Below are 13,209 nucleotides of genomic sequence, written 5' to 3' on the forward strand. Positions count from 1 at the left end.
GAATGGTGCGGGCCCGGGACTGGTGCCCCGGGTCCGCGGTCGTGCAAGGGGAGGTGCGAATCAGCAGGTGCGGCCCGTGTACCAGGCGCCGTCGACGCCCGAGGCGGAGCCGATCCAGGTCACGCCGGGGCCCACGCACCGCTCGCTGTTGGGGCCCCAGTCGTCGATCTCGATGACGATGCGCGAACCGTCGCTGGTGCAGTGGTTGTAGTAGGCGTCGCTGTGGGTCTCGTAGAACCCGCAGGGGTTCTGGACGGCCGCGGGCTCGGCGGAGGCCGAGGACGCCATGGTCATACCGAGGCCGACGGCCAGGGCGCCGATGATGGCCGGCAGGGAACGGCGAACTCGCATGAGCGGCTCCTTCAAGGACAAGGTGCACTGGCACCGACACGCGCACCTGGAGGTGCACACGCAGAGCTTCGCGGTGCTCACTGTCCGTAGTCTCGTCAACTCGCTCTCACGAGTGATTCAGATCACTGGATCGGGTGCGTAAGCGTTTGAGCTGGGCCTTTCGGTGTGCGGCCCAGTCGCCCGTCCCGATGACCGAGCCGGAGGCGCGGAGGCCGGCGGCGATGCGCGGGGCCGCTACATAGACCCAGGCGCGGACGGGGGCGCCGGTCCGGTCGAGTACGTCGCGTACGACTCGTTCGTAGAGGTTGTGCGGGTCGCCGGGGATGTACTCCTCCAGGAGGTCCAGGGCGGTCAGGAGGGGGGCGTTGGCGGTGGGGAGTGCGGTCAGGAGTTCGCCGCGGACCGGGCCCTTGCCGGGGTGCTCGACGGCGTACGGGTAGCCGGGGCCGTCGTAGAGGAGCGCGTCCGGCAGGAGGGCGGACTCCTCCTTCGCGGTCCTGCCGTGCAGGTGGACCGCATGGTTGGGTTCGCCGGGGCGCAGCGTGCCGTACACGAAGAACGGCAGCCGGGCCGTGCCGGGTTCGTCGTCGCTCATACGGCGATTGTCCAGCGGGGGCGTGGCGCAGTGGGGGTGTGGGTCCGGGGTCCGGGTCGTGGGGCCTGGGCTTAGGTCCCGAGCACGGTGCCGACGACCGGCTTAGGGGCAGTTGTTACACAATCTCCTGATTTTCGTGATGGAGGGTTCCTAACGTCGGGAGCGGTGGCCGGTCCCCCTGCCGAATCCCGGACGCAGCCCCGGACCGGCCACCACCAGCGCCCCCCACGTGACGGTCAGCCACCCATGAATCCGATGCCTCGCCGCCTGCTCCTGCCGGGCGCCGCCCTGTTCGCCGTCGTGGCGGTCCTCGTGCTCACGGGGTGCGCCGGTACGGACGGTCTCGGGCACGGTGATTCCGCGCCGTCCGTCTCCGTGCAGCCGCGCCCGGAGGCGGTCTGGCCCGCCTGGGCGGGCAGGACGTCGCGCGCGCCCGGCGCCGAGGCGTCCACGCGCCAGCCGCCCCCGCAGCCGCTGCGGGGCCTGAAGGTCCACGCGGGCGGGCTCGCCTCGATGGACGTGCACGCCGTTCTGCGGGCCGACCCGCGTACGAGACCGCTCGCCGACCGCGGGATGATCGACCGCCCGGGGCGGGCCGGGATACGGCCGCCGATGTTCCTGGACCTCACCGGCGACAAGAAGCCGGACATGCTGGTCGCCGCCGACACGGAGAGCGGCCGGTCGATCCTCGCCGTCTACACCGAGCGCGGCGGGAAGGTCTACCCCATCCTGTTCACCTCCGGCAGGAGCGTCAGCGTGGAGACGATCGGCCCCGACCTGCTGGTGCGCACGCCGTGTGCCGACGGCGGCGAGCAGGCGGTCCGCTTCCACTGGGACGGCGCGCGGATGTCCACGGTCAGCGACATCAAGAACTACAAGCGGTCGCCCCACCCGACCGGTACGGACGACCGGCGGCCCGGACCGTCCGGTTCGCCCGCCGACTCCCCCTCCCCGTGGGGCCCTTGATGGCGTGCGGCCCCGTGGCCAGGGCCCGTGCCACGCTCAACGGTCTCGGGCTGCGCTGGAAGATCGCCGCGCTGCTCGCCGCGGGCTGCGCGGTGGTCGCCGTCGCCATCGGGCTGCTCATCCACCACGCGCGGCTCGACCAGATCTCGTCGGGCGCCCGGTCCGGTGCGATCGCCCAACTCGTGCGAGTACGGCAGCTGTACGAGCTGACGGGTCAGGTCGACCAGGCGGACACGGACGCCGGTGTCGACGACCCGCAGGTGCCCGCGCCGTTGCGCAGGGCCGCGCTGGCCGGGCAGCGCACCACCTACCTCGACATGACGTCGGACGACCCGTGCGTGTGGGCGGCGCGGCCGGTCGGCGACAACCCCCGGCACGTCCTGTCCGTCCGGGAACCGCTGCACGAACAGGCCGACGACATGGCGGAGTTCGACCGGCAGCTGCTGGTCTCGGGCGCCGTCGTCGTCGGTCTCGCCGCGCTCGGCGGCGCCGGGCTCTCGAGCAGGCTGAGCCGTGAGCTGCGTACCGCTGCGGCCATCGCGCGCCGCATCAGCCAGGGCGACCTCGACGCCCGTATCGACCATCCGCGTGCGCCCGGCGCGCGGCACGGCAAGGACGAGGTGGCCGAACTGGCCACCGCCGTCGACACGATGGCCGCCTCCCTCCAGCAGCGTCTGGAGGCCGAGCAGTGCTTCACCGCCGACGTCGCCCACGAGCTGCGCACCCCGCTGACCGGACTGCACACGGCGGCCGAGCTGCTGCCGCCGAGCCGTCCGACCGAGCTCGTGCGCGACCGGGTCCGCGCCCTGCGCACCCTCACCGAGGACCTCCTCGAAGTGGCGCGCCTCGACGCGGAGGTGGAGAAGCCCGACCTGGGGGTGCACCGGCTGGGGCCGCTCGTCGAGTCCATCGCCGAGCGCGCGGGCGGGTCGGCGGCCGGGTTCACGGCGGTGGGCGCGGAGAGCGCGTACGACACGTTCGTCCGTACCGACGCGCGCCGCCTGGAGCGCATCGTCACCAACCTCGTCGGCAACGCCCGCAAGCACGGCGACGACCCGGTCGAGGTGCGGGTCGACGGCGTCGAGGTCACGGTCCGCGACCACGGACCCGGCTTCCCCGGCCACCTCCTCGACGACGGCCCGCGACGCTTCCAGACCGGCGCGCGGGAGCGCGGCCAGGGCACCGGCCTCGGTCTGACCATCGCGTGCGGGCAGGCCCAGGTGATCGGCGCCCGCGTGGAGTTCTCCAACGCGGCGGACGGCGGGGCGGTCGCGGTGGTGCGGCTGCCCCGGGCGTGACCGGCGGCGGCCCCGCACGGCTCACTACGCTGACCGCATGACGCACCGCCTCGCACCGAAAGCCAAGGAAGCCACCATCGGCGAGCTCGCAGCGCGCAGCGGGGTCGCCCCCTCCGCCCTGCGGTTCTACGAGGCCGAAGGGCTCATCAAGTCCCGCCGCACCTCGGGCAATCAGCGCCGCTACAGCCGCGACACCCTGCGCCGGGTGGCCTTCATCCGCACCTCCCAGCAGCTCGGCATGCCGCTCGCCACGATCCGCGAGGTGCTCGCCCTGCTCCCCGAGGACCGCACGCCGAACCGCGCGGACTGGGCGAGGATCTCCGAGTGCTGGCGCGAGGACCTCGACACCCGCATACGCACTCTTCAGCGGCTCCGCGACAACCTCACCGACTGCATCGGCTGCGGCTGCCTCTCCCTGTCCAGGTGCGCGCTGTCCAACACGTGGGACACGCTGGGTTCACGCGGCCCCGGCCCGCGGCGCCTCGTGGAGAAGAAGGTCCCCTGCGCGACCGGGGCCTGCGACGGCACCGCGGACAACGACCAGGAAGAGGAGGACGTGTCCGCGTGACCGGCCCCGCACCGGCACAGCGCGTCGAGGTCGACGGGCGGCCCGCGACCGCCGAGAGCCTCCTGTGGCCGGCCCTCGTCCAGACCGGGCACTTCACCGCGATGCAGGTCAGGGGCGGCAGGGTGCGCGGCCTCGACCTGCACCTGGCGCGGCTCGACGCGGCGACGCGTGAACTGTTCGGACACGGGGTCGAGGGCGAGCACGTGCGCGGTCTCGTCCGGCACATCCTGCGCGACGACATCACCGACGCGTCCGTACGGGTCCACGTCCACGCCCCGGACGGAAAGCCGTCCCACCTGGTCACCGTCCGGCCGCCCACGGAGCTGCCCGCGACGATGGGGGAACGGGCGCAGTCGCTGCGTTCCGTCGCGTATCAGCGTCCCTTCGCGCACATCAAGCACCTGGGCGGCTTCGGGCAGGCCCGCCACGCGGAGCTCGCGCGGGCCGACGGGTTCGACGAGGTCCTGCTCACCGGCCCCGGCGGGGAGGTCAGCGAGGGCGCGGTCACGAACATCGCCTTCTTCGACGGCACGGGCGTCGTGTGGCCGGACGCGCCGCACCTGGCCGGCATCACGATGCGGCTCGTCGCGTCGCGCCTGCCCGCCGCGGGGCTGCCCACCCGGCACGCCCCGGTGACCCTCGCGGACCTCCCCACGTACCGGGCGGCCTTCGTCACCAACGCGTGGGGAGTGCGTCCCGTGCGGCGGATCGACGACGTGGCGTACGGGGTCGACGAGCGGCTGATGGCGCGGGTGGCCGGGGTGTACGAGGACGTGCCGTGGGACACCGTCTGACGGCCGGGTCGCCTCGGCGTCGAGTCGCGCCGCGGGCCCGGGTCACCCATTCACAGCCGCGCCGCGCACCCTTCGGGCACGGGGGTTCGGCACGCCGGTGACCTGCTGGAACGTTCCCTCCGCCCCGTCAGGGGGCGAACCCTCACCACCTTTCTGATGGCCCATCAGGAGGCGTGGGCCGCCGAGTGCCACTTACCTCGGTAGAGCGGGGTTCGACCGACGCAGCGGCACTTGGGGGTGCCGCGGGCCGTGCCCGTGCGAAGGCCCTCGGAGGAACGACCACATGCGCTACGCCCGTCTGCTGACCGGTACCGCTCTCGCCGTGGCGGCGGGCGCTCTGGCCGTCCCCGCGGCCGCCGCTCCCGGCCCGCCCGCCGGGAGCCTGGAGATCCGCCCCGCCACCGTCACCCCCGGCTCCTCCGTCACCGTGCACACCACCGCCTGCGGTCCGGGCGGCACGGCGGCCGGCGACGCGAGCGCGGTCGGCGCGGGCACGTTCACGATGGCGCCGGGCAGGCGTCCGGAGGGCGGCGAGGCCGCCGCGGGACGGTTCGAGGTGCCGCCGTCCGCGCAACCGGGCACGTACGAGATCGTCGCGAAGTGCTCCGGGTCCGGCGGTTCGGGTGCGAAGGGCAAGCGGGTCGCGGGCGATCTCATGGTGACGATCACCTCCACCGCCGCCGCGGGTGAACGGCATCAGGGGCAGCTCCCCAAGGGGCACGTGAAGACGGGGGTCGGCGGCGCACTCGGTCCCGACCCCGTGCAGACCGCGGCGGGAGTGGCGGCCCTGGCCGTCGCCGCCGCGGGCGGTACCTGGCTCCTGCATCGCCGGGCGAGAGGCGACAGGATCTGACGGACACCCTCCGCTGTCCACCGGTACCGCCGCCCCCGCCCCCTCCCGCCCATATCCCCCGTGGGCGGGAGGGGGACGAGGGGACCGGCCCGCCCGCCCCGAGGAGGTAGCCGTATGCGCCGCACGCGAAAGGCCGGCAACGCCGTCATAGGCACGGTCAGCGCGGTGGCGCTGTGCTCCGGGGCGTGGCTGCTGAGCAGCGGCTCCGCGTCGCACCCGCCGCCCCAGCCGTCCGCCGCGCAAGCCGCGCGGACCCCGGATACCGGGCGGACCGGGCGAGCCACGGCGCCCTCGACGGGCGAGCACGGTACGGCCCCCCTCCCCCCGTCCCCGCCCGACCGCGTGCGGATCCCCGCGATCGGCGTCGACACACCCCTGATGGGGCTCGGCCTGACCCGGCAGGGCAGCCTCGACGTGCCGCCGCCGGAGCGGAAGAACCTCGCGGGCTGGTACGAGGCCGGCACCACGCCCGGTGAGCGCGGCACCGCCATCGTGGCGGGCCACGTCGACAACAAGGAGGGACCCGCCGTCTTCTACGAACTGGGCGCGCTGCGGAAGGGTCGCACGATCGAGGTGGAGCGCAGGGACGGCAGCGTCGCCGTCTTCACGGTCCACGCGAACGAGGTGTACGACGCCGCGGACTTCCCCGACGAGAAGGTGTACGGCGCCGCGTCACGCCCGGAACTGCGGGTCATCACGTGCGGCGGCAAGTACTCGAAGCAGACCGGCTACCAGGGCAACGTGGTGGTCTTCGCCCACCTCACCGCGGTCCGCTGACGCACAGGACAGCCCTCTAGGCCAGCCACTGTTCGTACGCCATCTTCACCACGAGCCCGAAGACGGTCGTCAGGAGCACGACGCGGACGAAGCCGCTGCCCTTCTTCAGGGCCGTGTGGGCGCCGAACATGCCGCCCGCCAGGTTGAAGAGCGCCATGAGCCCGGCCAGCTGCCACAGGACCGCGCCCTGCCAGGCGAACATCGCGAGGGCGCCCGCGTTGGTGCAGCAGTTCACGATCTTCGCGGTCGCGGAGGCCGAGACCAGGTCCAGGTGGAGCACGGCGGTCAGGGCCAGGACGAGGAACGTGCCGGTGCCGGGCCCGATGAGCCCGTCGTAGAAGCCGATGCCGAGGCCCGCGAGGCCGATCGCGGCGAGAATCCGCTTCGGGGACGCGGGGCCGGTGGCGGGAGCCGTGCCGAACGAAGGCCTGAAGATCACGAAGGCGGCGACGGCGAGCAGCACCACCATGATCACCGGCTTCAGCACGTCCGTGCTCATCCCTGCCGCGAAGAACGCGCCGCCCATCGAACCGGCGAGCGCGGCGAGGCCGATGCGCACGGCCGTCGGCACGTCGACGGGTGTCTTCCTGACGTACGTCACCGCGGCACCTGTCGTCCCGACGATCGCGACGGCCTTGTTCGTGCCGAGGGCGTGCGCGGCCGGGGTGCCGCCCGGCAGGCCGAGCAGCAGGGCGGGGAGCAGCAGCAGTCCCCCGCCGCCGACCACGGCGTCGATCCAGCCGGCCGCGAGGGCGGCGAGACAGAGGACGACGACCGTGGTCAGGGATATGTCAGGCATGATCGCGACCTTATCCCGCGATCAGGGGACGGCTCAGGGGGCGGCCTGAGGTGCCGGGACGCCCGCCGAGGGGCGGTCGGGGGCCGGGGGCGCCGCCGGGTCGACCGCGACGGCGAGGGCCGCGGCGAGGAGCGCGCTCGCCCCGGCAAGCCCCGCGGCGAGCTTCCTGCGGGCCTGGAGGGTGGGCCCCTGCGCGGGGGCGGAGGGTCTGCGGTGACGTCCCATGACCTGCCTTCTCGAATGCTCGGGGTGACTGGGGTGATTGGGGTGCTCGGGGTGACTGGGGTGAAGGGCGCTCTCAGAACGTGAAGCACTCGGCGTGGATGCGCTCCTCCGGAACGCCCGCCCGTACGAGCGCCGCGGTCGCCGCCGCGGCCATGCCGGGCGGCCCGCACAGGTACACGTCGTGGTCGGCGAGGTCGGGGACGAGGTTGCGCAGGGCCTGCGGGGCCAGCCGGTCGAACGGCTCGTCGGAGCGGCCGAGCAGATAGTGCAGGCCTGCCTGCCGCCTCCGCGCGATGGCCTCCAGCTCCTCCTTGAGGACGAGTTGTCCGGCGCCGGCCGCGCGGTAGAGCAGGGTGAGGTCGCCGGGGCCCCCGGGCAGCGTCTCGAAGAGCGCCCGTATCGGGGTGATGCCGACGCCGCCCGCGAGGAGCAGCACCTTGCGCCGGGTGCGCCGGTGCGCGGTGAGTGCGCCGAAGGGGCCGGTGGCGAGGACACGCGTGCCGGGTCTGAGGCGCCGGATGCGGCGGGTGTGGTCGCCGGCCGCCTTGACGGTGATGCGCAGGGTGTCGTCGCGGACGGGCGCGGAGAGCGAGAAGGGCAGCGCGGTGTACCAGAGCCCGCGCCGCAGGAACCGCCAGCGGAAGAACTGGCCGGGTTCGGCGCGCAGCGCGTCGACGCCGATGCCCTGCACGACGACGGAGACGACGCCGGGTCCTTCGTCGTGTACGCCGAGGACGCGCAGGCTGTGCCGCAGTGCCTGCCGTACGGGTACGACGACGCGGTACCAGACGAGGAGGACGGCGACGGTGGCGTGCAGCAGCGACCAGAGGCCGAGGGAGAGGACGCCGCCCGCGATGTCGGGCCCCGCGAGCTGGTGGGCGAAGGCGAGGGCGGCGCCCACGTAGGTCAGCAGGTGCACGGCGCGCCAGGTCTCGTGCCGGACGCGGCGGCGCACGGCGCGGGCGGAGGTGGCGCCGACGGCCGCGAGGAGGACGGTGCCCGCGGTGGCGGCGGCGAGCCCCGGGTAGCCGAGCAGGTCGACGGCGGCGCGCAGGAGGTCGGTGTCGGCGTGGGCGGCGTATCCGCAGAGGGCGAGGACGGCGTGGGCGGCGCAGAGACTCAGCACGTACCGGCCGCCGAGTGCGTGGGTCCGCGCGAGGCGGTCGGCGCCGACGCCGTGTTCGACGGCGGGGACGCGGGCCATCAGGAAGAGCATGACGAGGACGCCGTATCCGGCGAGCAGTCCCGTCAGGTGCGCCCCGGTGGCGAAGAGGACGTCGAGCCGTGCGGACGGCTCCGCTTGGACGGCCCCCATCGCGGTGACGCCGAGGGCGCCGTTGACGATGCCGGTGTGGAGGGTGCGGGGCGGGATGCGGACGGGCGAGGCGGGTGTCGTCCGTGCGGTTCGCGACGACGTGCGCCGGGAGGACGTACGCGGCGACGTGCGCCTGGAGGACGTACGCGACGAGGTACGCGGCGGCTCCTGGGGTACCGGCCGGGGCATCGGCGGAATGCCCCGGTCCGGCGGGGCGTCCAGCTGGCGCAGGTACGCGGCGAGGGCCGGATACGCGGCGAGTCGGGGGTCGGCTGCGTCGGTGGTCACGGCGGCACACTAGGCGCGGTGAGGGCGTGGAAGCCGCTGGTCAGCGGCTTCCGACGGTTCTTTAAGGCAGCCTTGAGGATCGGCTCAACGGTGGTTAAGCCACGGGCCCTCACAACCGTCCCGGGCCCCCGCTGAGGGCAGCGTTCCGCCGGGGAAACAGGGGCGATCCTGCCGGGTAACACCGGCACCGCAGGCTGCACGGCATGACCTCCTCAGCGCAGCCGACAGCCGCCGGCACCGCCCCGGGCGCCGCACCGGCGGACGGTGTGGTGGTGATCGGCACGGGCCTCGCGGGCGCCCGCGTGGCCCAGCGCCTCGGCGCGGGCACCGTACTGATCGGCGAGGAGAACCACGCCCCGTACAACCGTGTCCTGCTCGCCGAGGTCCTCGCGGGCCGGTACGGGCCCGACGTGATCGCCCTGCCGAGCCCGGCGGGCACCGTGCTCCGCACCCGCGCGGTCCGCATCGACCGTGCGGAGCGGCAGGTGCAGTGCGCGGACGGCGGCGTCGTCCCCTACGGCACCCTCGTCCTCGCCACCGGCTCCAACCCGGTGCTCCCCCCGTTGCGCGGCCTGTTCGCGCCGGGCGCCCGGGAACTCCCGGGCGGCGTGCACGCGTTCCGGACCATGGACGACTGCCTCGCCCTGTCGGCGGCGGTCGCGCCGGGCGTCCGTGTCGTCGTCATCGGCGGCGGCCTCCTCGGCGTCTCGGCGGCCCGCGCCCTGGCGGTGCGGGGTGCGCAGGTCGTCCTGACCCAGCAGGCCGAGCGGCTCATGGAGCGGCAGCTCGACCCGGCCTCGTCGGAGCTGGTGCGGCGGCACCTCACGGACCTCGGCGTCGAGGTGCACACCGAGTGCCGGGTGCGCGGCGTCGGCGTCACGGACGGGGCCGTGCGCCGCGTCGAACTCGCCGACGGGTATCTGCTGGACACCGACGTGACCGTCCTCGCCTGCGGTGTGCGGCCCCGCACCGGACTCGCTCAGGCAGCCGGGCTCGACGTGCGCCGGGGTGTCGTCGTCGACGACCTGCTGCGGACGTCGGACCCGCACATCCGGGCCGTCGGGGACTGCGCGGAGCACGCGGGCCGGGTGTACGGGCTGGCGACGCCCGCCGTCGAGCAGGCCGACACGCTCGCCGCGGCGCTGGGGCACACACCTGGGGGCGAGGCCGCCCCGCGCCCCTATACCGGCACCCGCACCCTCACCCGCCTCACCCTGCCGGGCCCCGGCCCGCTGGACATCGCGGCGTTCGGTGACCCGGAGCCGCGCCCCGACGACGACGTCGTGCAGCTGGCCGACGCCACGCGCGGCACGTACCGCAAGGTCGTCGTCCGCGGCGGCCGGCTCGTCGGCGGTGTGCTGCTCGGCGAGCTCGCCGCGGTCGGCGCGCTCGCCCGCGCCTGGGAGGCCGACGACCCGCTGCCCGACGACGACAGCCCCCTGCTCCACCTGCTCACTTCCGACGGAGGCCGCTGACATGCCAACGCCCGCACAGAACCCGCTCCCCCGCCCCACCCTCGTACTCGTCGGCCACGGCATGGTCGGCCAGCGCTTCCTCGAAGCCGCCGCCGCGCAGGGCCTCACGTCGAGCCACCGCATCGTGGTCCTGTGCGAGGAGCCGCGCCCGGCCTACGACCGGGTGCAGCTCACCTCGTACTTCTCGGGCCGCACACCCGACGAACTCTCGCTCACCGACCGCGGGTTCCTCGACGAGCACGGCATCGAGCTGTACGTCGGCGACGCGGCGGAGAGCTTCGACCGCGAGGCGCGGACGGTCACCGCGCGCTCGGGCGCCGTGTTCGCGTACGACAAGCTCGTCCTCGCCACCGGCTCCTACCCGTTCGTGCCGCCGGTGCCCGGCAAGGACGCGACGGGCTGTTTCGTCTACCGCACCATCGAGGACCTGCTGGCCATCGAGGAGTACGCGAAGCGGCACGCGACGACCGGCGCGGTCGTCGGCGGCGGGCTGCTCGGCCTGGAGGCGGCGGGCGCCCTCAAGGGCCTCGGACTCGCCACGCACATCGTGGAGTTCGCGCCCCGGCTGATGCCGGTACAGGTCGACGAGGGCGGCGGCGCCGCGCTTCTGCGGACGATCACCGGCATGGGTCTGAGCGTCCACACCGGCACCGGCACGCAGGAGATCGTGACCGGCGAGGACGGCTCCGTGAGGGGCATGAGGTTGTCCGACGGGAGCGAACTCGCCACGGATCTCGTGGTGTTCTCGGCAGGCGTGCGGCCGCGCGACCAGCTGGCCCGCGACCACGGTCTCGCGGTGGGTGAGCGCGGTGGCATCACGGTCGACGAGCAGTGCCGCACCAGCGACCCGGACGTGTACGCGATCGGGGAGTGCGCGCTGGCGGCGGACGGCCGCGTCTACGGCCTGGTCGCACCCGGCTACGAGATGGCGCAGACCGCTGCCGCCGACATCGCCGCCCAAGAGGCGAGTTTCACCGGCGCCGACCTGTCCACCAAGCTGAAGCTCCTCGGCGTCGACGTCGCGTCGTTCGGCGACGCGCACGGCGCGGCGGAGGGCTGCCTCGACGTCGTCTACACGGACTCGCGCTCGGGCACGTACAAGAAGCTGGTGATGTCGCCCGACGGCGAGCTGCTCGGCGGCATCCTCGTCGGTGACGCGGAGCAGTACGGGGTGCTGCGGCCGCTCACCGGCACCGTACCGCCGGTGCCCGCCGAACAGCTGGTGCTGCCCGCCGGAGCGGGCGCCCCGGTCGCGCTCGGCCCGGAGGCGCTGCCCGGCTCCGCGGTGATCTGCAATTGCCACAACGTCACCAAGGACGCCATCTGCGCCTGCTCCAGCCTGCCCGAGGTGAAGAAGTGCACCAAGGCCGGTACGGGCTGCGGCAGCTGTCTCAAGGTGATCGGGCAGCTGCTGCCGAAGAGCGGCGACGACGGGCTGTGCGGGTGCTTCGCGCAGACCCGCCAGGAGCTGTACGAGATCGTGCGCGCCCTGCGCGTCACGTCCTTCCGTGAGCTGCTCGACGGGCACGGCCGCGAGGCGGCGCGCGGCGGCGAGGGCTGCGACGAGTGCAAGCCGGCGGTCGGTTCGATCATCGCGTCGCTCGCGCCGTCGATCGGCGCGACGGGCTACGTCCTGGACGGCGAGCAGGCCGCGCTGCAGGACACCAACGACCACTTCCTCGCCAACCTCCAGAAGAACGGCTCCTATTCGGTGGTGCCGCGCATCCCCGGCGGCGAGATCACACCGGAGAAGCTGATCGTCATCGGTGAGGTCGCGCGGGACTTCGGGCTCTACACGAAGATCACGGGCGGCCAGCGCATCGACCTGTTCGGGGCGCGGGTCGAGCAGCTGCCGATGATCTGGACGCGGCTCGTGGACGCGGGCTTCGAGTCGGGGCACGCGTACGGCAAGGCGCTGCGCACCGTGAAGTCCTGCGTCGGGCAGACCTGGTGCCGCTACGGCGTGCAGGACTCCGTGCGCATGGCCATCGACCTGGAGCTGCGCTACCGGGGGCTGCGCGCCCCGCACAAGCTGAAGTCGGCGGTGTCCGGGTGCGCCCGCGAGTGCGCGGAGGCCCAGTCCAAGGACTTCGGCGTCATCGCCACGGCGAGCGGCTGGAACCTGTACGTCGGCGGGAACGGCGGCGCGACCCCGCGCCACGCGGACCTCCTCGCGCAGGACCTGAGCGACGCCGAACTGGTGCGGCTCATCGACCGGTTCCTGATGTTCTACATCCGCACCGCCGACCGCCTGGAGCGGACCGCCGCCTGGCTCGACCGGATCGACGGCGGCCTCGACCACGTCCGGGACGTCGTCGTCCACGACTCGCTCGGCATCTGCGACGAGCTGGAGTCACTGATGGCCGCGCACGTCACCCACTACCGCGACGAGTGGGCCGAGACGCTGGACGACCCGGAGCGGCTCGCGCGCTTCGTCTCCTTCGTGAACGCGCCGGGCGTGCCCGACCCCACGGTCGGCTTCGTCCCCGAGCGCGACCAGATCAAGCCCGACCTGCCCCTTCTGTCCATCGGACCCCGCCCCCTGGAAGGAGCCACACGATGAGCGGCTCGACCCCCGTCAGGATTCACCTCCGCCTCGACGAGGACTGGTTGGAGATCTGCGACCGTACGCAGCTCGTGCCGGGCCGGGGACTCGCGGCGCTGCTGCCCGACGGCCGGCAGGCCGCCCTCTTCCTCGACCGCGAGGGCCGCGCGTACGCGATCGACAACCGAGACCCGTTCACGGGCGCGGCGGTCCTCTCCCGGGGCCTGCTCGGGACGGAGCGGGGGCGGCCGTTCGTCGCCTCGCCGCTCCTGAAGCAGCGGTTCGACCTGGAGACCGGGCGGTGCCTGGACGACGAGGAGGTGTCGGTCGCGGTGCACCCGGTACGAGTTGCTTGACCGC

Annotated in this window: 14 protein-coding genes; 9 read left to right on the forward strand and 5 right to left on the reverse strand. The window is 73.7% G+C overall.

Annotated elements, in window-relative coordinates; all coding sequences use genetic code 11:
* Positions 1 to 60: 60 nt before the first annotated feature.
* Together DEJ47_RS11430 and DEJ47_RS11435 are read right to left on the reverse strand one after the other, a co-directional pair.
* Complete coding sequence (locus tag DEJ47_RS11430; protein WP_150167462.1) at positions 61 to 351, reverse strand: DUF6355 family natural product biosynthesis protein; 291 nt, start codon at positions 349 to 351, stop codon at positions 61 to 63.
* A gap of 106 nt (positions 352 to 457) precedes the next feature.
* Positions 458 to 946: a gamma-glutamylcyclotransferase family protein gene (locus DEJ47_RS11435; protein WP_150167464.1), complete on the reverse strand. Its 489-nt coding sequence runs from the start codon at positions 944 to 946 to the stop codon at positions 458 to 460.
* A 246-nt stretch (positions 947 to 1,192) separates the two neighbouring features.
* On the opposite strand from DEJ47_RS11435, the gene DEJ47_RS11440 reads away from it, so the two are divergent.
* From DEJ47_RS11440 to DEJ47_RS11465, 6 genes are all read left to right on the forward strand, one after another.
* A complete protein-coding gene (locus DEJ47_RS11440; protein ID WP_150167466.1) occupies positions 1,193 to 1,912 on the forward strand; it encodes a hypothetical protein in 720 nt (239 codons plus the stop codon).
* A 14-nt stretch (positions 1,913 to 1,926) separates the two neighbouring features.
* A complete protein-coding gene (locus tag DEJ47_RS11445; protein ID WP_223828309.1) occupies positions 1,927 to 3,210 on the forward strand; it encodes a sensor histidine kinase in 1,284 nt (427 codons plus the stop codon).
* Positions 3,211 to 3,247: 37 nt separating this feature from the next.
* Positions 3,248 to 3,778, forward strand: a complete 531-nt coding sequence (gene soxR, locus DEJ47_RS11450; protein ID WP_150167470.1) for a redox-sensitive transcriptional activator SoxR — start codon at positions 3,248 to 3,250, stop codon at positions 3,776 to 3,778.
* Positions 3,775 to 4,572, forward strand: coding sequence for an aminotransferase class IV (locus DEJ47_RS11455; protein WP_150167472.1), 798 nt, complete (start codon positions 3,775 to 3,777; stop codon positions 4,570 to 4,572). Before soxR ends, DEJ47_RS11455 begins: the two co-directional genes overlap by 4 nt.
* A gap of 283 nt (positions 4,573 to 4,855) precedes the next feature.
* Positions 4,856 to 5,425 (forward strand): hypothetical protein, encoded by a 570-nt coding sequence (locus DEJ47_RS11460; RefSeq protein ID WP_150167474.1) that lies wholly within the window; start codon positions 4,856 to 4,858, stop codon positions 5,423 to 5,425.
* Between the two features lie 114 nt (positions 5,426 to 5,539).
* On the forward strand, positions 5,540 to 6,202 hold the full coding sequence (locus tag DEJ47_RS11465) for a class F sortase (RefSeq protein ID WP_150167476.1): 663 nt from the start codon (positions 5,540 to 5,542) through the stop codon (positions 6,200 to 6,202).
* Positions 6,203 to 6,218: 16 nt separating this feature from the next.
* Here DEJ47_RS11465 and DEJ47_RS11470 read toward each other — a convergent pair whose 3' ends face one another.
* The 3 genes from DEJ47_RS11470 to DEJ47_RS11480 all read right to left on the reverse strand — a co-directional run bounded on the left by DEJ47_RS11470 (position 6,219) and on the right by DEJ47_RS11480 (position 8,541).
* Positions 6,219 to 7,001: a sulfite exporter TauE/SafE family protein gene (locus DEJ47_RS11470; protein ID WP_150167478.1), complete on the reverse strand. Its 783-nt coding sequence runs from the start codon at positions 6,999 to 7,001 to the stop codon at positions 6,219 to 6,221.
* A gap of 33 nt (positions 7,002 to 7,034) precedes the next feature.
* Entirely contained in the window at positions 7,035 to 7,226 is a 192-nt protein-coding gene (locus DEJ47_RS11475) for a hypothetical protein (protein ID WP_150167480.1), read from the reverse strand.
* Between the two features lie 73 nt (positions 7,227 to 7,299).
* On the reverse strand, positions 7,300 to 8,541 hold the full coding sequence (locus DEJ47_RS11480; protein ID WP_398334541.1) for a ferric reductase-like transmembrane domain-containing protein: 1,242 nt from the start codon (positions 8,539 to 8,541) through the stop codon (positions 7,300 to 7,302).
* A gap of 554 nt (positions 8,542 to 9,095) precedes the next feature.
* On the opposite strand from DEJ47_RS11480, the gene DEJ47_RS11485 reads away from it, so the two are divergent.
* Genes DEJ47_RS11485 through nirD form a run of 3 tightly spaced genes read left to right on the forward strand, consistent with a single transcriptional unit; the run spans position 9,096 to position 13,205 of the window.
* Positions 9,096 to 10,304: an NAD(P)/FAD-dependent oxidoreductase gene (locus DEJ47_RS11485; RefSeq protein WP_223828692.1), complete on the forward strand. Its 1,209-nt coding sequence runs from the start codon at positions 9,096 to 9,098 to the stop codon at positions 10,302 to 10,304.
* A 1-nt stretch (position 10,305) separates the two neighbouring features.
* Positions 10,306 to 12,867, forward strand: coding sequence for a nitrite reductase large subunit NirB (gene nirB, locus DEJ47_RS11490; protein ID WP_150167484.1), 2,562 nt, complete (start codon positions 10,306 to 10,308; stop codon positions 12,865 to 12,867).
* Positions 12,864 to 13,205 carry a nitrite reductase small subunit NirD gene (gene nirD / locus DEJ47_RS11495; RefSeq protein WP_150167486.1) on the forward strand — a complete coding sequence of 114 codons (342 nt, stop codon included), beginning with the start codon at positions 12,864 to 12,866 and terminating at the stop codon, positions 13,203 to 13,205. The genes nirB and nirD overlap by 4 nt, the downstream gene beginning before the upstream one ends.
* Positions 13,206 to 13,209 lie beyond the last annotated feature (4 nt).

This window comes from Streptomyces venezuelae, assembly GCF_008642355.1.
In the GTDB taxonomy this organism is placed as follows: Bacteria; Actinomycetota; Actinomycetes; order Streptomycetales; family Streptomycetaceae; genus Streptomyces; species Streptomyces venezuelae_B.